The organism is Photobacterium malacitanum (assembly GCF_900185615.1).
GTDB lineage: Bacteria > Pseudomonadota > Gammaproteobacteria > Enterobacterales > Vibrionaceae > Photobacterium > Photobacterium malacitanum.
In genome coordinates this window covers 80,468-99,746 of sequence record NZ_FYAK01000007.1, presented here as the reverse complement: position 1 = coordinate 99,746, position 19,279 = coordinate 80,468, and the positions used below count along the sequence as shown (strand labels likewise).

Sequence of the window (19,279 nt, the reverse complement as noted above, 5' to 3'; positions counted from 1 at the left end):
AACCTTCAACTACTGATTTTTGACAAATTGCGCAAATTCTATGGATCAGTTAGCAAACTGTCAACATTTAACTGTAATTAAATTTAGAAAATCACGACCAAGCACTCTTTTTTGCACCAAAGACTGAAAACAACAACTTTAATTACATCTTTAGGACTATTGAATAACGTAAGTTAAAATGTAATCGATTGCCAAAGTAACAAACCCATTAACAAAATTAAAAACAATGCGCAAACGATAAAATAAATCGACTTTACATACAAAAATAACAACATTTAAAGAAAAATAGTATTAGATTGATATAACTAACACCAAATACCATGTTTTTAAGCGGCTTCCCTCATGCTTGAGTTGTATTAAAACAGTCCACTTAATCTATGCACAAAATACCCACGAATATGAATAAAAACAAAACTAACATTATCATCAGTTATAAAAAAACCTGCTCAATAGCAGGTTTTAAAGGAGAAAGAGCTCAGTCTATAATCGATCCAAATCCAATACATCAGTCATGGTATAAAACCCATCTGGCTTATTATTAAGCCATGCTGCAGCGCGTACTGCGCCATTGGCAAATGTCATTCTGTCAGTTGCCTTATGGGTAATTTCAACCCGCTCACCAATATCAGCAAACATTGCGGTGTGCTCGCCAACAATATCGCCAGCTCGAATAGTCGCAAAGCCAATCTCATCACGCGTACGCTCGCCAGTGATCCCTTCGCGCGCGTAAACAGCAACATCACTGAGTTTGTTACCCATTGCACCAGCGATCGCTTCACCCATACCTATCGCAGTTCCTGATGGCGCATCGACTTTATGACGATGGTGAGCTTCAATGATTTCAACATCACAGTAGTCTCCCATTACTTTGGCGGCTTTTTCTAATAACTTAAACACCAGATTGACACCAACACTATAGTTAGGTGCCATAACGACAGCGATCTGCTCTGCTGCAGTATCAATAACTTGGCGCTGTTGTTCACTAAAGCCGGTGGTGCCTATGACTATTTTTTTATGGTGCTGCAGGCATAGTTCAAGGTTTGCCAGTGTGACCACAGGTGCAGTAAAATCAATTAACACATCAAAGTCATCTATCGCTTGGCTAAGATCATCAATAATAACAACACTCGCCAAACCAATGCCTGCGAGCTCTCCAGCATCCGCCCCCACTAAACTTGAGCCAGTGCGCTCAGTAGCAACCGTTAGTGTCGTTGTATTTGACAAAGCAGTGGCTTTAATTAACTGACGTCCCATTCGTCCGGCTGCGCCGGCTATTGCAATTCTGACCATTAACGTGCATCCCCTACACTGTTCATTTGATAATAATATCTATCCACTGTAGCTTGTTGACTATGATAAAAAAAGCCCCAGTTTTCACTGAGGCTCATCAATCACAAACAAACATTGGCTTAAATATTTTTTACTTGTAACTCTTTCGGCACTTCAAAGAACATGTTTTCTTCACGTCCGGATAATTCTTCAACATCTGTAGTATTGGTTAGCAGCTTAATGCGGCTAATAATTTGATTGACTAACGCTTCAGGCGCTGACGCTCCAGCTGTAACTCCAACGACAGTTTTACCTGCAAGCCATAGTGGATCAATATCTTCTGCACTATCGGTTAAATAACCCGGCGTGCCAAGTTTTTCGGCAAGCTCACGTAAGCGATTTGAATTTGATGAATTTTTAGAGCCGACCACAATCATGACATCAACCGTTTCAGCCATTTCACGCACTGCATCTTGACGATTTTGGGTCGCATAACAAATATCATCTTTACGTGGCCCTTGAATGTCAGGGAATACCTGCCGCAGACGATCAATAACATCGGCAGTTTCATCGACAGATAACGTAGTTTGACTTACAAAATGTAGATTTGATGGATCTTTTACCACTAAAGCGTCGACGTCTTGCGGTTTCTCAACCAAGTACATTCCACCCTCTTGGTTGGCATATTGACCCATGGTTCCTTCTACTTCAGGATGACCCGCATGACCAATCAACACCACTTCCATCGCTTTACGACTAGCTCGAGCGACTTCCATGTGTACTTTGGTTACCAATGGGCAGGTAGCATCAAACACGGTTAACTGTCGTGCTTTGGCTTCATTTCTAACCGCTTGTGATACCCCATGCGCCGAGAAAATAACGATATTATCGTCAGGTACTTCACTTAATTCCTCAACAAAAATAGCCCCACGCTGTTTAAGTCCTTCGACAACAAAGCGGTTGTGTACTACTTCATGACGTACATAAATAGGTGGCTGATACATTGCTAGTGCACGCTCAACAATGCTAATCGCACGATCAACACCAGCACAAAAACCCCGTGGATTTGCGAGTAATATTTTCATCAATTATGGCTCTTAACGTTCAATGGAGACAACTTCAACCTCAAAGGTGACTGTCTTACCTGCTAATGGATGATTAAAGTCAACGGTCACTGACTCACCCATTACTTGGGTAATTATACCGGGAATATCATGTCCATCAGGACCTGTGAAGGCAATAATGCGGCCAACTTCAGCTGGCGTTTCTGCGCTAAACTTACTCAGTTCGACATGATGAATATTATTTGGGTTCGAAGGACCAAAAGCATCTTCAGGCGCTAAATCAAAGCTAGACTTCTGCCCGACGGTTAATCCTAATAAACATTTTTCAAAGTTAGCAGTGAGGCTGCCATCACCCATGCGAAATATCACTGGCTTAGCATTAGCAAACGTTGATTCAGCGACAGTTCCATCCGCTAATTTAATTGCAAAATGCATTAGCACTTCACTGTTATCCTTGATCACCGACATATATTTATCCCTATTCTTGATTACGACTATTTAACAACAAAGTGCCACGGGTATCAACGCATGCTAACTAAGGTTTTTAGTCCATCTAATAACTTTGGCGCTATTTTAAATCTACTCGAGACTGACTAACACTACTCAATAGATACAATATTGCACCGCAACAAATAGCAACATCAGCAATATTAAAAATGGCAAAATGGTGATTCTTATAATAAAAATCAAAAAAATCAATTACAAAGCCATAATGTATTCGATCAAAAAGATTACCCAGAGCACCTCCAATAATTAATGCACAACCAATATTATGTGCTGTTTTAGTAATCGAAGCCTGACGCATTTGATAGCTTAAAAAACCACATACCACCACGGCAATTAAGGCAAATAACCACCGTTGCCAACCACCTTCAGTACTTAAAAAGCTAAATGCCGCGCCAGTATTATGGACGTAATAAAGATTCATAAATGGCAGTACTGCTATCGGTTTTTCTCCATTGGCGGCCATGGTACCCATAATGATAATTTTACTTAGATAATCCACTATGAACACAATCATTGCGACCCAAAGCCAACGTAAGCCTGATCGTTGTTCAAATTTTGCATCTAATCCTACTTTTGCCATTTACATACTCCTCAGCACACCATTTGCTATCCAGTATAACGACTGCCATTGAAAGTTAAGTCTTATTGAAGTCAAACATAAACATCGCCAATTAATAATTAAAAAAAAACGCCACCTGTAATCACAGGCAGCGTTTTATTTTAATAACCTATCAATGTTTAGTGCGCTTTCGCGACTTTATCGGCTCGAAAACCATCAAGAATCAACAATGCAGCCCCTAAACAAATGGCTGAGTCAGCAATGTTAAATGCCGGCCAATGATAATTACCGTAGTAAAAATCAAGAAAATCGACCACAAAGCCGTGGTATAGGCGATCAAAAAGATTACCTAACGCACCACCAATAATCAGCGCATACGCAATGTTGGCCATTTTATTGGTTGCAGGTGTACGACGCATCCACACTGCTAATAAGCCACAAACACCAAAGGCAATCGCTGCAAATAACCATCGTTGCCAACCACCCGCACTACTTAAAAAACTAAATGCAGCACCGGTATTGTGCACATACAGTAAATTAAAAAACGGTGTGATTTCAATCCGGTTTGGCCAGCCATAGCCCATCGTGTCCATCACCAATAGCTTAGAGCCATTGTCGATAATAAATACCAGAATCGCTAGCCATAACCAGCGAATACCCGATTGTTTAAGCGTTAGCGGCTGCTGAGGTGCTGAACTAGTCATTAGGCAAATTTACGCTCTTCGCCGTCGCCATCGATGTTGGTTGCACAACGACCACACACTTCTTCGTGTCCAGCAATTGTGCCAACATCAGCAACATGGTGCCAACAACGCTCACATTTCGCCGCTTCTGATGCATTCACCGTTACAAATAATCCTTCGATATCTGTTTCTTGTGCGCCTTCTGGCTTGCTATCTGCAACCACAACTTGTGCTTTTGATGTTAGCAATACAAAACGTAGTTCGTCTTCTAGCTTGTTCAGTTTAGCGGCAAGCTCTGCGTTCGCTGCAAGCGTTACTTCAGCTTGTAGTGAACCACCGATAACTTTTTCGCTACGTGCTGTTTCAAGTAACTTGTTCACGGCACCACGAACTTGCTGAATTTCAGCCCAGAATTCGTTATTTAGTTCTTCGTTTTCAGCTAGACCAAATAAACCATCGAACCATTCACCAGTAAACACGAATTGATCACGCTTACCTGGCATTTCGTTCCAGATTTCATCGGCAGTGAATGACATGATAGGTGCCATCCAACGCACAAGCGCTTCTACAATGTAGTAAAGCGCAGTTTGACAGCTACGTTGTGCATGACTGCCACGTTTTGCTGTGTACTGACGGTCTTTAATAACATCTAAGTAGAAAGAGCCCATTTCAACTGAACAGAACTGCATTAAACGTTGAGTTACTGTGTGTAGGTTGTAGTCTTCGTATGCCTTAATGATCTCTTCTTGAGCTGCCATTGCACGACCTACAGCCCAACGATCAAGCGCTACCATTTCATCAACTGGCACACAATCTGTTTCTGGGTTAAAGCCATTTAAGTTTGCTAGGAAGAAACGTGCAGTGTTACGAATACGACGGTACGCATCAGCTGAACGCTTTAGGATCTCATCAGATACGGCAACTTCACCAGTGTAATCAGTTGATGCAACCCATAGACGGAGAATATCTGCGCCAAGCTTGTTAGTCACATCTTTAGGCGCAACCACGTTACCGACTGATTTCGACATTTTACGGCCTTGACCGTCAACCACGAAGCCGTGTGTTAACACTTGCTTATACGGGGCTTTGTCTTTCATCGCTACCGATGAAATCAATGAAGACTGGAACCAACCACGATGCTGGTCTGAACCTTCAAGGTAAAGATCTGCTGAATGGCCGTTGAACTCTGGGCGACTATCAACCACAGAGAAGTGAGTAACACCTGAGTCAAACCATACGTCTAATGTATCTAGTACTTTCTCGTAATTAGCAGCGTCTTCTGCGCTCATTACGTCAGTCAACTCTAGATCCCACCACGCTTGAATACCCTTTTGCTCAACAAGCTGTGCTACTTTTTCAATTAGCTCAGATGTTTGTGGGTGAAGCTCTTGCGTTTCTTTATGGATAAACAGTGCAATTGGCACACCCCAAGTACGTTGACGTGAGATACACCACTCAGGACGTCCTTCAACCATACCTTCGATACGGCTTTGACCCCATTCAGGCATCCATTGTACGCTTTTGATTTCTCCTAATGCTTTTGCACGCAGACCAGCTTTCTCCATTGAGATAAACCACTGTGGCGTTGCACGGAAAATAATTGGCGTTTTATGGCGCCAGCAATGTGGGTAGCTGTGCGTGATTTTTGAGAAGTTTAACAATGAACCGTGTTCACGTAAGACATCTACAACCACTTCGTTAGCTTTAAATACGTGTTGACCGGCAAAGATCTCTGTATCAGGTAAGTAAACGCCGTTGCTACCAACAGGGTTAGCAATTTCTAGGTTGTACTTTTGACCAACCACGAAGTCTTCTTGACCGTGGCCAGGTGCAGTGTGTACACAACCAGTACCTGATTCTGTTGTTACGTGATCAGCAAGCACAACAGGCACATCAAAGCTGTAGAATGGGTGATTAAAGCGCATTAGCTCTAATGCATCACCTTTACAGAAACCAAGAATTTCTGATTCTTCAAAGCCGACACGGCCCATCACTTCTTTCACAAGCTCAGCCGCTACGATCAAACGTTGTGGTTGAGGATGTGCGTCAGTGACTGGCGTTTGTACTAATGCGTACTCAAGATCAGCGCTTACAGCAACTGCACGGTTAGCTGGCATTGTCCATGGTGTGGTTGTCCAGATAACAATCGACACATCGCCTTGGCCTTGATCAGCCACACAGCCGAACTTCGCTAAGACTGCAGCTTCATCTACCGCTTTAAATTTAACATCGATAGATAGCGAGACTTTATCTTGGTATTCCACTTCTGCTTCAGCCAATGCTGAACCACAATCAGTACACCAGTGAACAGGCTTAAAGCCTTTCAGTAGATGATCTTTATCTGCAATTTTGCCTAATGCACGAATGATATTAGCTTCAGTATCAAAATCCATAGTGCGGTATGGCTTGTCCCACTGGCCTAGTACACCTAGACGCATGAAACTTTCTTTTTGACCTTCAACTTGACCTGCAGCATATGCGCGACATTTTTCGCGGAACTCAGCAGCTGTCAGTTTTTGACCTGGTTTACCAAATTTCTTTTCTACCATTAATTCAATCGGTAGACCGTGGCAATCCCAACCAGGAATATACGGTGAATCAAAGCCAGAAAGTGTCTTTGATTTAATAATAATATCTTTAAGAATCTTGTTTAACGCGTGACCGATGTGAATATCACCGTTAGCGTAAGGAGGGCCATCGTGTAATACGAAAGATTTTTTACCTTTCTTAGCTTTACGAATTTCACCGTAAAGATCTTCATCATACCAACGCTTAAGCATTGCTGGCTCACGTTGAGCTAGGTTGCCTCGCATCGGAAACCCTGTTTCAGGCAGGTTCAGGGTATCTTTATAGTCACTCATGGATTCTAGATTCCGTTACTTGGGCGAAATTGGACATTATTACGCTCAGACAGCCACACCCGTGCTGCTTGAGCATCTCGTTCGATTTGTAGTTTCAGCGCATCGAATGATTCAAATTTTTGTTCGTCACGCAATTTATGGCGCAACACGACTTCAAGCTGGCGACCATAAAGATCGGCTTGATAATCAAATAGGTGAACTTCAAGTTGTTGTCGTACACCTTGTACTGTTGGTCGGTGGCCAACATTCGCTACCCCCGCAATGGGCGCAGCAGTAATACCCAACACTTCAACCGCATAAACCCCTGCAACAGGTGCTACACGACGTTTAAGTGGAATATTCGCTGTTGGAAAGCCGATAGTACGGCCTAATTTTCTTCCGTGTGAGACACGGCCACGAATACTGTATGGTCGACCAAGCATTTGTTCTACTTGTTCTAATTCATTATTCGCTAACGCATGACGAATTGCAGTACTGCTTACTCGCTGCTGTGAAACACAAAAACTTGCCGTACTAATTACTTCAAATCCGTATTTCTTACCAGCTGCCACCAGCATCGCAAAATCACCACGTCGCTCTTGACCAAAACGAAAGTCATCACCAATAACCAGAAATTTAACACCCAATTGCTTTACCAACAAGCATTCGACGAAATATTCAGCAGTCATGGCTGCAAAATGATGATTAAAATTAACACACAACAATCGATCAATGCCGACTTTTTTCAATTCTATATATTTCTCGCGAAAACGGGTTAACCTTGCAGGCGCTTTATCACCAGCAAAAAGTTCTTGTGGTTGTGGTTCAAATGTCATCACCGTTGCGGCAAGTCCCATTGAATGTGCTTTCGCCACCACCTGTTTAAGCAAGGTTTGATGGCCAAGATGAACGCCATCAAAATTACCGATCGTCAACACGCAACCATGATGGTATGGCTGAATATTGGGTATACCTCGAATTAGTTCCATAGGTGATTTAACTATGTCAGTACTCATAAGGCTATTCGTTCATCCTACAATCAGGTTACTTGTTTATATGATGACCAATAACAGCCAAAAATTTAATAACCACGACAAACCACTCACCACCATTAGCGGTAGAAAAGCGCCTTGTCGCGTAAAACAGATGAATTATATACTACTCAGCGGCTTCAATCAGCTTTCCGCACGCAGATGGCGCGGACGGACACCTAAAATAATCGCACATAGCAGGTAAAGCCCGCTACCACCGAGGATCAAGCCAAATAGCCATATCATTCGTTCTAATAAATGGAATGCTAACCACTGTTCTATGGTTGGACTGAACCATAATAATCCCGCTACCATCACCACACCAGCAATTGCTAATCGCAACACAAACAATAATGTCTGACGGCTAATGCGATAAATATTTCCCTTATGTAAGCCTCGATATAGCAATCCAGCATTCAACAACGCCGATAATACACTCGCAATCGATAAACCAACGTAACCATAGAATGGAGCAAAAATAGCGTTAAATACCATGTTACTCACCATGGCAATAATACCAATTTTTACCGGTGTTTTGGTATCTTGACGAGCGTAATAACCTGGCGCAAATACTTTAATCAACATGTAATTAAGTAGCCCCGCAGATACCACCCATAGCGACATTGCGGTTTGATTAACGTCATACAGATCAAACTCACCTCGCATGAACATCACCATCAACATTGGCTTGGCTAAAGTGATCATCCCCAACATTGCAGGAATGCCTAAAATCAGCACCATTCGCACCCCCCAATCCATAGTATGCGAAAACTGTTCAGGGGATTTATCAACATGCTTACGTGATAACGCCGGTAAAATCACGGTCGCAATCGCGATGCCAAACAGGCCTAACGGAAATTCTAATAAACGATCGGAATAATATAACCAACTGATTGAGCCCGTCATTAGAAAACTCGCAATCAGAGTATCAAGCAGTAAATTGATTTGAGTGACTGAAACGCCAAATAGAGCGGGAAGCATGAGTTTACGGATTTTGGTCACACCAGGGTCATTCCAGCCCCATTGCGGCCGTACTAAATAGCCTTCACGATATAAAAATGGTATTTGAAAACCAAATTGGACTAAACCACCAATGAAAACACCGATTGCTAAGCCAATTTCAGGTTTAGCTAAATGAGGAGCCACAAATACCGCACAACCAATAATTGCAATATTAAGAAACACTGGCGTAAACGATGAAATCGCAAATTTACCTAACGTGTTTAAAATTGCACCAGATAGCGCCACAAAGGTAACAAACCACAAATAGGGAAAGGTGATTTTCAGTAACAAGCTGGCCAGTTCAAATTTTTCAGCCCCCGGTGCAGTGCCATGCAGCCAATCCCAGAACCAACCAAAACCAAATAATGCCGTTACCACTCCCGACCCTAATACGCCGACTAAAGTTACTATCGTAACGATACCGCCTAACGTACCAGCGGCACGAGCAATCAATAATCGCGTTTTATCTACGTCACCAGCTGCATGATATTCCGTTAGTACGGGTACAAAGGCTTGCGAAAAAGCGCCTTCTGCAAAAAGACGACGTAAAAAGTTGGGAATTTTGTTGGCAAAGAAAAAAACATCGGCCGCAGCCCCTGCTCCCATAAGGTTAGCGACGACCACATCTCGGACCAAACCAAGCACGCGGGACACCAAAGTCATGGCGCTAACTATCATTCCAGAGCGTAAAAGACGCTTACTCACAAAAAAACCTCATAAAAGATGTTCAGAAAGGTGACTTCTGATTCGAAATACTGGTAAAATCTTCCGCCATATTAACCGTGTTAATCCGCAAGTGCCAACTAGATTGGTATGGCGGTTATTTGCACGAATCATTTGACAATGATTAAGATTAAGGGCATAGTCCTCGGCCTTAAATTGTCACCATACCAAGATTTGGGAGTTACACCCTTGGCAAATATCAAATCTGCTAAGAAACGTGCACTAACTTCAGAAAAACGTCGTCAGCATAACGCTAGCCGTCGTTCTATGATGCGCACTTTCTTCAAGAAAGTAATTATCGCTATTGAAGCTGGTAATAAAGAAGCTGCAACACAAGCTTTCGCTGAAATGCAACCTGTTATGGATCGCATGGCTACTAAAGGCCTGATCCATAAGAACAAAGCTGCACGTCACAAAGCTCGTCTAGCTGCGAAAATCAAAGCTCTTTAATTTTAATTAATGAGTCTAGATTAAAAAAAACCGACCTTAGGGTCGGTTTTTTTATGTCTCTTCATTAGCCATCGTCTATAAAACTAGCACTTAAATTGTTATTTTTGCTAACTTTATAGTTGAATTTCTTTCACATCTTCGAGCATAAAATGAAAAAAACGCTATTACGCGGCTTGTTCAATGTTCTGCCGCTAGTATTAAGTATTTGGTTATTTTGGTCACTTTTTGAGTCATTAGATGAAGTAGGCAGTTTTTTATTTGGCCTTGTTCACATCAATGAACTCTTTAAAGGTGCTGGTTTTTTACTCATTCTAATCTTATTGTTCGTTGCTGGACTGCTTTTTTCTGTCAGCCCTATCGCATGGCTATATGATTTTATTATTCGTCAATTGATGCGATTCCCGTTTTTCAAAACGGTTTATAGCAGTATTAATGATATTGCCTCATTAATGAGCAGTGACAATAAAAATAAGAGTCAGCAAACCGTGTTAGTCCATCAGGCCAATGATACCTATGTGGTGGGCTTTATTATGGCTAACGACACGCCAGAACCGCTGACAAACGCATTACCTGAAGGTGACTGGGTGCCAGTACTATTTCCACTCAGTTACCAAATAGCGGGCGTGACAACGCTGGTTAAGCGTCAAGATCTCACCCTTGTTGATTGGTCATTTGAAGATGCAATGCGTTATAACTTAACGGCTGGTATTTCAATTTCAGCCAAAGATAAAGATAAAGAAGAAAAAGACCTTAAAACGCCATTAGCGGCAGATCCGCAGAAATAGGCCAGCATTACTAACAGTAATGATTAACGCCTTATTTTATTAAGGCGTTAATTAATAAAGGTTATTTAAAACAAGTTGCTAAAATCCGCAGCGCAAATACGTTTTACTGCTGGGTGCATGATCATTCGCTCAGCAAAAATAACAAAATACTCATCACAAATATCAACTACTCGCTTCACTTCATGAACTCGACTACTGCTAGTCAACTCATCGGCATAAATCGATGGCGCAATAAACATCGACTTGTGGTAACAAGAAAATGCCTTCATTAATGCTGCATCATCAAACTCACCCAAAATATTTGGCGTGATCCCTTGCTGATCAAACCATTGATGTAATTTGCGTCCCATTGCAGAACGTCGACTAGGTACTAATAATTTATAATCTTCAATGCAAGCTGGAAAATCAGCATCAGATAAATCATCAGTGCAAAAAAAACTCATCGCAGATTCACCGAGTTTTTTACTATATATACCTGGGTTTTGGGTCGAACTCACCGGACAATCTGACAGAATCATATCTAATTTATGCTGTGACAACTGCTCTAACAACATTTCATGGGTCGATTCAAAACAGCTTAATTGGATCCGTTGATCGTTCGGTATACCTTCAAGCAACACTTGGCTCACTAATCGTTTTGACAACGCATCGGCCACACCAACTTCAAACAATTGGTTATCACGTTGGGTATAATTAATACGATCAAGCATTTGATAACTAAGATCAAACATCTTATCAGCATATTTAAACACCAATTGGCCAAGCTCCGTTGGTTCAATATTACGCCCAACCCGTTTAGTTAACTTGCCTTTTAAACGTTCTTCTAATGAACGAATTTGCCCCGTAACCGTTTGTGGGGTCAGGAATAATGCATCAGCAGCTTTGGTTACTGAACCTTGTTTGCAGACCATCCAGAAATAATAAAGATGGTTATAATTTAAGTGAGACATTGCCGCTATTTTAAATAAAAAAACCCAGCGGCAAAGCTTACGCTGTGCCACTGGGCTGTTCAATGCTTGACACTATAAATTATAGTAAAATCAAACCAAGATCGTATTTGAGTCGTAATTAACGCTGCAGTCGCTCTAAATTGCGTACTCGCTCGCCACCACGTTGTTCTAACGCACGTTGACGGAACGAACTCTCACGCACAGTCGATGTTTTAACTGCGGTCGCTTTAGCATCATGGATCCCTTGTAAGTATGCTTGGCATAACTCAGAACGATCGTCATTAGTACACTGCTGATAATTTGCAGCTACACTGGGTAATGAAAATAAACACGCAATAACAACTAGCAACGTTTTCATATTACACCTCTGATTTAGGTAGTGTTTTACTCAACATTATGTAACCAACAACAGCTGCAACAGTAGAACCTAGTAGAATTCCAAGTCGTGAATAAGTCGCAAAGCTCTCATCAGCACCAACAAACGCTAATGAAGAGATGAAAATCGACATCGTAAATCCGATACCACACAGGATTGATACTGCAAAAATATGCTTAAAGTTAATCCCATCAGGTAATTTTGCTACACCCGTCTTAACCGCAATAAAACATGCAGTAAATATGCCGATAGGCTTACCAATAAATAAACCAGCTGCAATCCCCATCGGTAACATTGCTGCTAGACTCGCCAGTGATACGCCAGTGAGTGATATGCCTGCGTTTGCAAATGCAAACAATGGTAAGATTAAGAAAGCAACATACGGATGTAATGCATGTTCAATAGTTTTAAGCGGCGAATGAGTATCTGTAGTGCCATCTTTACCGGCTAATGGCACTGCAAAACCTAATACCACGCCAGCCAATGTTGCATGAACGCCTGATTGCAGCACACTGAACCATAAAATAGCACCAACAATTAAGTATAATGGAATACTGGTGATGTTCTTTAAGTTCATAACGACTAACGTCGCTGTCGCAATAAATGCTACTGCTAGTGCAATAGTGGATAAGTCGCTGCTATAGAATAGGGCGATAATAACAATTACCCCTAAGTCATCAATAATAGCTAGCGCTAATAGAAACACTTTTAAACTCACCGGTACACGGTTACCCAGCAATGCCATTACACCCAGTGCAAATGCAATATCGGTCGCAGCAGGAATAGCCCAGCCTTTCGCAGCCATCGGATCGCTGTAGTTAAAAGCAGTATAAATTAACGCTGGTGCAATCATGCCACCAACAGCAGCTATTGCCGGAAATATTGCCTTTTCCTTAGTATTAAGCGCACCCTCAATCAACTCACGCTTAACTTCTAATCCAATTAAGAAAAAGAAAATAGCCATTAAACCATCATTGATCCAATGCGCTACAGATAATCCTGCAACATAGCTATGCAAAGTGTCAGTATATACCGATGCCAATGGCGAGTTAGCAATAACCATTGCAATTAACGCTGCGATAATAAGAATAATACCGCCAGCTGATTCTAATTTAAGAAACTTACGAATAGCATCGGTCATCGACCGTCACTCCTTTAACTATATTATCCACGCGATCCAAGTTGCTCTAACTATAAGGTTAGCTAAATACTTGGTCATCTCAATTAAATTTAGTGTAAACGTCATTCTCATAATCTGAAAAATCGTTTGTATAGATATTAATACTCGGAAAAACCGAAATATTGCAGTTATAGAGCTACTATATCCGCACTGTCAATGAACTAAGATTCATCAGTTTTATGCTAAAAACAAAATAAATGGCAAAATTTTACTTCGAATAACGATTTCAGCATGATTTTTACATCTAATAATTCATTTCATTAAAAAACAATTAGAAACAATCTACTAGAGAGTATTATTGCAACATGACATTGTGAAATTTAATCGGTTGCGCTCTCACTTTGCTGACAAAACGCGAACAAATATTCATTTATGACACTCAGTGTAATATTTCTGAAATATAACCAAACTACTATTCACGCAGATTTCAACAAAATGACACCTAAACGACATATTCCTGTCATGGAGAAATGATTATGACTACCCAAGCCACTACTGCTGCATCTAAGTTCAGCTCTATGCGTTGGGTCCGCTGGGCCAACCTGGCGTTCATGCTATATTTGTTACTCGTTGCTGTATCTATGGTCAGCGGCGGTTTTAAATGGTCTGTCGGCGAGCAAGCAAAAACATTATTTGAATTTGCCTCTCACCCAGTAGCAGGCTTAATGATTGGTTTAATTGCGACAGCACTTATTCAATCATCAAGTACTGTAACCTCTATTATCGTTGGTCTTGTGGCAGGTGGTTTACCGGTAGAAACCGCTATTCCAATGGTTATGGGTGCTAATATTGGTACCACATTAACCAATACATTAGTTAGTTTAGGTCATGCACGTTGTAAGGAAGAATTCCGTCGCGCATTTGCAAGTGCGACTGTACATGATTTCTTTAACTTATTAGCAGTTGCCATTTTCCTTCCTTTGGAAATGATGTTTGGTGTACTTGATAAGTTATCAGGTTGGTTAGTATCACCGTTCTTAAAAGCAGGTGATATGAGCATGGACGGCATGGATTTCATGAAGCCGTTAACACAACCTGCTGTTGATTTAGTAAAAGGTCCACTAGAAGTATTTGGTCACAATGGTGGTTTTGGCCTAATCGTTCTAGGTATTACACTGATTTTCGTTTCAATTACGCTAATGGGTCGCTTAATGCGAGGCTTAATGGTGGGTCGTGCTCGCGATATTCTTAAGAGTGCAATCGGTCGTGGTCCATTACATGGTATTGCTTCAGGCACAGCGGTAACCGTACTAGTACAGTCATCATCAACAACAACAAGTTTGATGGTACCACTAGTCGGTACTGGTGTATTGACTGTCCGTGAAGTGTACCCATTTACTCTGGGCGCAAACATCGGTACCTGTATCACAGCACTACTAGCAGCGACAGCAGTATCTGGTGAACACGCAGTATTTGCACTACAGATTGCGCTGGTACACTTATGTTTTAACGTACTAGCAACAGTATTAATTTTCGGTGTACCGTTCTTACGTGAAATTCCGCTTAAGTGTGCTTTCTACCTCAGCGAATTAGCAACCAAGAACAAAGCAGCAGTTGCTGGTTACCTTGGCCTAGTATTCATTGCGATTCCAGGTTCAATCCTAGCGTTTACGGCTTAATCGTTACGCTAAGCTAACTAAAAATACTGTTAAATAAAAAGCCCCGCACAAGCAATTGTGCGGGGCTTTTTGTGATTCTGATAATTGGCGCTAATAGTCATTCCAATGAATGTCTAACTTCAGTAATGGAATGACTATTACAGCAATTAAACTGCACTATTTTTAATCTACAACTATACCGAAAATGGGTATTGAATCGGCGCATGGTGTTGATAACCCACTACCTCAAAATCATCCAACGTTACCCACGTTTCTAAGTCTTCTAGTGAGGTAATTTTAGGGTTGATTATCAATTGTGGTGATGCAAATGGTGTGCGAGTTAACTGTTCATCACGCATTAACGGCAATTGATCTTCATAAATATGAGCATTAATAATTTTATGATAAGCCTGACCCGGTTTATGACCTGTAATTTGTGCCATTAACGCCAGTAATGTAAACACTTGAACTTGATTAAAATTAAGCCCTAACGGCACATCACAAGAACGCTGAGCACTGGTCAAATACAGTGTATCGCCTAATAATGAAAAGGTATGGGTGTGCATGCATGGGCGTAAGCAGCCCATATCAAACTCACCAGGATTATAAAACGTTAAAATTTCGCCACGATCATCAATTCCTTTGGTTAGATCATCAACAATCTTCTTTAATTGATCGATAACCGTACCATCTGCCTTTTGCCAACGACGGCCTTGAACCCCATAAACGCGTCCCATATCATCCTCACCTTTACGGTAGGGATTATTTAGCCATGCTTGATTATCATTGGCATTGGCATTCCATGTATTACAACCAATAGCACGAAATTGAGCGGCATTATCATAACCACGTAAATAACCTAATAACTCAGCAATGGCTGCTTTCCAAAAGCTTTTACGAGTAGTGATCAATGGAAATTGATTATTAGCAACATCATAAGTTAAATCAGCATTGATAACCGTTAGACAGCGTTTCCCTGTACGCTCATTCTCAATCCACACACCATCATCAACAATTCGCTGACATAACGCTAAGTACTGTTTCATTGTCCTACCCGTTAAATTAATGACGCCCAGCAAAAGCTAGGCGTCTAAAGTCGTTAGTTTTAATTCTATCAGAAGATAGCGAACTTAAAGCTAGTCAATATCAACTCATGAACATTTTAATACTGATAATAAGCAGCAATACGGCAAACATTTTTTTAAGCGTTGCCGTTGGTAATCGCGTAACAAGCGCAGCCCCATAGCGAGTGGTAATCATTGACGTTGCAGCAATACCGACTAGAGCAGGTAAATAGACATACCCAAGGCTATATGCTGGTAAATCAGCACTACCTACTCCAGCAAAGATAAAGCCTATCATGCCTGATACTGCAATAAGAAACCCAACCAATGATGCTGAGCCTATAGCACGGCGCATTTCAACCCCAAAATAGCTCAGGTATGGCACTGTTAATGAACCGCCACCAATGCCGGCTAAACTTGATAATAAGCCGATAACACAACCACCAACAGCCGATACCAGCGCACTTGGTAATGGTCGAGCATAAGTGACGCGTAACGATAGCAACATTTGTAAAGCAAGCAGCAGCACAATCACTGCAAATACTTTAGGTAAATATTGTGCAGGGACTATTTCTGCCACCACGCTACCACCTAATCCGCCAATAATGATCCCCGGAGCAAGCACTTTAACCACTGAGAAATCAACATTTCCCAATCTAAAATGATTACGCGCAGAAGCCATTGAAGTCATTACAATACTGGCTAATGATGTCGCTAATGCAATGTGCATTAGCATCGCAGGTTCAATGCCAGCCTGTGGGAGTAACCATACTAATGCGGGCACAACCAATAAGCCGCCACCAATTCCCAGTAACCCCGCTAATAATCCCACCACTGCACCTAAAATTAAGCACATCGAAAACAGCCATATTACGCTTTCATGCATAATAACTACCCATTACCTTAACCGAAGAGGTTGCCATTATTTATTACCTGCTCGAATAAATCCACCTAACTGGTGCTGCTCAATAAATGCTGTCGTTAATTGACGCACATCATCAGCAATATCAACCGCCAGTGCCTGAGTCGCTAATAAGGTCATATCGGTACTATTAATATGGCGCAAAATATATTTAATTTTGGCGATATTACGCGCATTCATACTCAATGAGCGATAACCCATTCCAACCAACAGTAATGCGCCAACAGGATCGCCTGCTAATTCTCCACAAACACACACCGGTAATTGATATTTTTTAGCACTATCAACAATATGCTTTAGCGCATGTAAGACAGCAGGATGCAGAGCATCATAAACACTTGAGACCCGCGCATTATTACGATCAACCGCTAATAGGTATTGGGTTAAATCATTACTACCAACAGAGAGAAAATCAACTCGCCCAACCAACGCATGGAGTTGATATAACATTGACGGCACTTCGATCATGATGCCTATTCGTGGCTTATGCAGCTGTTGTCCTGCTGCTAATGCTGTTTGAGCAACATCGGCATACGCCCGTTCAATAATCGCTTTAGCATCATCAAGTTCATTAATACTTGAAATCATCGGCAGTAAAATATCCATATTGTTCAAACCAATGCTAGCGCGTAACATGGCTCGTACTTGAATCATAAATATTTCAGGATGATCGAGCGTAAATCGAATTCCACGCCAACCTAAAAATGGGTTATCTTCTTCGATTGATAGATAAGGTAATGGCTTATCTCCGCCAATATCAAGCGTACGCATCACAACCGGCTGATGCGGATAAGTGTGCAAAATAGTTCGATATTGATTAATTTGTTCTTCTTCAGAGGGAAAACTGCGTTGCAGTAAAAACGGCACTTCGGTGCGGTAAAGTCCAACACCATCAATACCTTTATTGATAGCAAGATGCGAGTCGGCACTTAATCCAGCATTAATGTGAACCATGATCCGTTGCTGATCTTGAGTCACAGCCAGTTGGTGCTGATCACCTTCAACAATTTTTTCAAGTTCATCATCTTCACGCAGTAAGCGTCGATATTCGGCCAGCACATGTCGATTTGGATTGACTAAAAAATCACCGCGATAACCATCAACCACCACGACATTGTTGTGCACGGTATGCGGCGTAAAATCGACCCCCATAATCGCAGGAATACCCAGTGCACGAGATAAAATAGCGGCATGTGAGTTGGCGGCACCATCTTGCGCAACCACAGCAGCCAATTTGCCTGCAGGTACTGTCGCTAACATTGCGGCAGTTAACTCTCGTGTCAGCAGTACAATTGGCTCATCCCACTGCTGCTCATTAGGCTCGTCATCACACAAAAAGTACAATAACCGCTGCCCTAATTCACGAATATCACGCGATCGTTCTTTAAGGTATTGATCTTTCATATTGGCAAAACGGTTAGAATACGCTTCAACCACTTGTCGCACAGCCCATTCGGCTTGATCCCCCCCATCTATACGGGTTTTAAGATCTTGGCGTAGCAATGGATCATTGAGTAAGTGACTAAAGAGGTCAAAAATAGCGAGGGTTTCTTTTTGCAAGTCGCTATCAAACCGTTTCCGTAAACGGCGAAATTCTTTTGCTGCCGCATCAATCGCAATCGTTAATCGATCTTGTTCAGCATCAATATTTAAGCATGATGCTGGCGCAACATGCTCTAATAACGGTTGAGTATCATCCCACCACGCTTTTGCCACCGCAACGCCACTGGATGCTGCAGAACCGGTTAAATGAAGTCGATTACCTTGCTCAAACCACATTCCTTGTGCTTTCGCATGGGCTAAAATACCCGCCAATTGCGCAGCAAGTGTCACTAAAAATGATTCTTCACTTTCGTTAAATTCTCGCTGCTGACGTTGCTGAACGACGATAACACCAAGAACTTGGCGCTGATGTATGATAGGTGTACCAAAAAAGGATCGAAAAGATTCCTCTCCGATCCCTGGTAAATGTTTAAAACGAGGATGTAAACGCGCATCTGCAACATTTAATGGTTCAGCTCGTTGGCCCACTAACCCTACAAGCCCTTGATCAAAGCGCAAACTAATGCGCCGTCGAGATTTATTTAACCCCTGCGTTGCCATTAGGGTATAAACCTGACGCTGATGATCGGCAATGTACACCGAACAACAATCAGTTTTCATTGCTAACGTCGTATTTGATACTAATTGATCCAAAGCATCGATCAATGTGTGAGCGCTAACAACCTTGTCAACAATATCTCTTAGCTGTGCCAGCATAGTGAGCCTTTAATTGT

Annotated in this window: 17 protein-coding genes; 3 read left to right on the top strand and 14 right to left on the bottom strand. The window is 41.7% G+C overall.

The features are described 5' to 3' along the window. Positions 1 to 480 precede the first annotated feature (480 nt). From dapB to murJ, 8 genes are all read right to left on the bottom strand, one after another. Positions 481 to 1,290, bottom strand: a complete 810-nt coding sequence (gene dapB, locus PMAL9190_RS14810; protein WP_087845861.1) for a 4-hydroxy-tetrahydrodipicolinate reductase — start codon at positions 1,288 to 1,290, stop codon at positions 481 to 483. A gap of 119 nt (positions 1,291 to 1,409) precedes the next feature. Then, entirely contained in the window at positions 1,410 to 2,354 is a 945-nt protein-coding gene (ispH, locus tag PMAL9190_RS14805) for a 4-hydroxy-3-methylbut-2-enyl diphosphate reductase (protein WP_087845860.1), read from the bottom strand. Positions 2,355 to 2,366: 12 nt separating this feature from the next. Beyond that, on the bottom strand, positions 2,367 to 2,801 hold the full coding sequence (fkpB, locus tag PMAL9190_RS14800; RefSeq protein ID WP_087845859.1) for an FKBP-type peptidyl-prolyl cis-trans isomerase: 435 nt from the start codon (positions 2,799 to 2,801) through the stop codon (positions 2,367 to 2,369). A gap of 100 nt (positions 2,802 to 2,901) precedes the next feature. Then, positions 2,902 to 3,420 carry a signal peptidase II gene (lspA, locus tag PMAL9190_RS14795; RefSeq protein ID WP_087845858.1) on the bottom strand — a complete coding sequence of 173 codons (519 nt, stop codon included), beginning with the start codon at positions 3,418 to 3,420 and terminating at the stop codon, positions 2,902 to 2,904. A 158-nt stretch (positions 3,421 to 3,578) separates the two neighbouring features. Then, positions 3,579 to 4,103, bottom strand: coding sequence for a signal peptidase II (gene lspA / locus PMAL9190_RS14790; RefSeq protein WP_087845857.1), 525 nt, complete (start codon positions 4,101 to 4,103; stop codon positions 3,579 to 3,581). Then, positions 4,103 to 6,943, bottom strand: coding sequence for an isoleucine--tRNA ligase (gene ileS, locus PMAL9190_RS14785; protein WP_087845856.1), 2,841 nt, complete (start codon positions 6,941 to 6,943; stop codon positions 4,103 to 4,105). The genes lspA (PMAL9190_RS14790) and ileS overlap by 1 nt, the downstream gene beginning before the upstream one ends. A gap of 5 nt (positions 6,944 to 6,948) precedes the next feature. Beyond that, positions 6,949 to 7,911 (bottom strand): bifunctional riboflavin kinase/FAD synthetase, encoded by a 963-nt coding sequence (ribF, locus tag PMAL9190_RS14780; protein ID WP_087845919.1) that lies wholly within the window; start codon positions 7,909 to 7,911, stop codon positions 6,949 to 6,951. A gap of 186 nt (positions 7,912 to 8,097) precedes the next feature. Further along, positions 8,098 to 9,660: a murein biosynthesis integral membrane protein MurJ gene (gene murJ / locus PMAL9190_RS14775; RefSeq protein ID WP_200813427.1), complete on the bottom strand. Its 1,563-nt coding sequence runs from the start codon at positions 9,658 to 9,660 to the stop codon at positions 8,098 to 8,100. Positions 9,661 to 9,867: 207 nt separating this feature from the next. Between murJ and rpsT the strand changes: the two genes are divergently transcribed. Then, positions 9,868 to 10,128 (top strand): 30S ribosomal protein S20, encoded by a 261-nt coding sequence (gene rpsT, locus PMAL9190_RS14770; RefSeq protein WP_087845855.1) that lies wholly within the window; start codon positions 9,868 to 9,870, stop codon positions 10,126 to 10,128. 149 nt (positions 10,129 to 10,277) lie between these two features. Then, a complete protein-coding gene (locus PMAL9190_RS14765) occupies positions 10,278 to 10,913 on the top strand; it encodes a DUF502 domain-containing protein (protein ID WP_235004367.1) in 636 nt (211 codons plus the stop codon). Between the two features lie 65 nt (positions 10,914 to 10,978). Here PMAL9190_RS14765 and nhaR read toward each other — a convergent pair whose 3' ends face one another. The 3 genes from nhaR to nhaA form a co-directional block, all read right to left on the bottom strand. After that, the gene (gene nhaR / locus PMAL9190_RS14760) at positions 10,979 to 11,863 is read right to left on the bottom strand and encodes a transcriptional activator NhaR (protein ID WP_065169209.1); all 885 of its coding nucleotides are present in this window, start codon (positions 11,861 to 11,863) and stop codon (positions 10,979 to 10,981) included. 118 nt (positions 11,864 to 11,981) lie between these two features. Further along, positions 11,982 to 12,221, bottom strand: coding sequence for a hypothetical protein (locus PMAL9190_RS14755; RefSeq protein ID WP_087845854.1), 240 nt, complete (start codon positions 12,219 to 12,221; stop codon positions 11,982 to 11,984). Position 12,222: 1 nt separating this feature from the next. Then, positions 12,223 to 13,380 carry a Na+/H+ antiporter NhaA gene (nhaA, locus tag PMAL9190_RS14750; RefSeq protein WP_087845853.1) on the bottom strand — a complete coding sequence of 386 codons (1,158 nt, stop codon included), beginning with the start codon at positions 13,378 to 13,380 and terminating at the stop codon, positions 12,223 to 12,225. Between the two features lie 515 nt (positions 13,381 to 13,895). On the opposite strand from nhaA, the gene PMAL9190_RS14745 reads away from it, so the two are divergent. Further along, entirely contained in the window at positions 13,896 to 15,038 is a 1,143-nt protein-coding gene (locus PMAL9190_RS14745) for a Na/Pi symporter (RefSeq protein WP_087845852.1), read from the top strand. A 173-nt stretch (positions 15,039 to 15,211) separates the two neighbouring features. Here PMAL9190_RS14745 and PMAL9190_RS14740 read toward each other — a convergent pair whose 3' ends face one another. The 3 genes from PMAL9190_RS14740 to ptsP form a co-directional block, all read right to left on the bottom strand. Beyond that, entirely contained in the window at positions 15,212 to 16,063 is an 852-nt protein-coding gene (locus tag PMAL9190_RS14740; RefSeq protein WP_087845851.1) for a thymidylate synthase, read from the bottom strand. Positions 16,064 to 16,163: 100 nt separating this feature from the next. After that, the gene (locus PMAL9190_RS14735) at positions 16,164 to 16,967 is read right to left on the bottom strand and encodes a sulfite exporter TauE/SafE family protein (protein ID WP_087845850.1); all 804 of its coding nucleotides are present in this window, start codon (positions 16,965 to 16,967) and stop codon (positions 16,164 to 16,166) included. Between the two features lie 36 nt (positions 16,968 to 17,003). Next, positions 17,004 to 19,262, bottom strand: coding sequence for a phosphoenolpyruvate--protein phosphotransferase (gene ptsP, locus PMAL9190_RS14730; protein ID WP_087845849.1), 2,259 nt, complete (start codon positions 19,260 to 19,262; stop codon positions 17,004 to 17,006). Positions 19,263 to 19,279: the final 17 nt, after the last annotated feature.

Coding starts and splice junctions, on each gene's coding strand:
- lspA (WP_087845857.1), bottom strand. CDS start 4,103: ATGACTAGTTCAGCACCTCAGCAGCCGCTAACGCTTAAACAATCGGGT.
- ispH (WP_087845860.1), bottom strand. CDS start 2,354: ATGAAAATATTACTCGCAAATCCACGGGGTTTTTGTGCTGGTGTTGAT.
- PMAL9190_RS14745 (WP_087845852.1), top strand. CDS start 13,896: ATGACTACCCAAGCCACTACTGCTGCATCTAAGTTCAGCTCTATGCGT.
- nhaR (WP_065169209.1), bottom strand. CDS start 11,863: ATGTCTCACTTAAATTATAACCATCTTTATTATTTCTGGATGGTCTGC.
- PMAL9190_RS14755 (WP_087845854.1), bottom strand. CDS start 12,221: ATGAAAACGTTGCTAGTTGTTATTGCGTGTTTATTTTCATTACCCAGT.
- dapB (WP_087845861.1), bottom strand. CDS start 1,290: ATGGTCAGAATTGCAATAGCCGGCGCAGCCGGACGAATGGGACGTCAG.
- PMAL9190_RS14765 (WP_235004367.1), top strand. CDS start 10,278: ATGAAAAAAACGCTATTACGCGGCTTGTTCAATGTTCTGCCGCTAGTA.
- nhaA (WP_087845853.1), bottom strand. CDS start 13,380: ATGACCGATGCTATTCGTAAGTTTCTTAAATTAGAATCAGCTGGCGGT.
- ptsP (WP_087845849.1), bottom strand. CDS start 19,262: ATGCTGGCACAGCTAAGAGATATTGTTGACAAGGTTGTTAGCGCTCAC.
- ileS (WP_087845856.1), bottom strand. CDS start 6,943: ATGAGTGACTATAAAGATACCCTGAACCTGCCTGAAACAGGGTTTCCG.
- ribF (WP_087845919.1), bottom strand. CDS start 7,911: ATGGAACTAATTCGAGGTATACCCAATATTCAGCCATACCATCATGGT.
- lspA (WP_087845858.1), bottom strand. CDS start 3,420: ATGGCAAAAGTAGGATTAGATGCAAAATTTGAACAACGATCAGGCTTA.
- fkpB (WP_087845859.1), bottom strand. CDS start 2,801: ATGTCGGTGATCAAGGATAACAGTGAAGTGCTAATGCATTTTGCAATT.
- PMAL9190_RS14735 (WP_087845850.1), bottom strand. CDS start 16,967: ATGCATGAAAGCGTAATATGGCTGTTTTCGATGTGCTTAATTTTAGGT.
- PMAL9190_RS14740 (WP_087845851.1), bottom strand. CDS start 16,063: ATGAAACAGTACTTAGCGTTATGTCAGCGAATTGTTGATGATGGTGTG.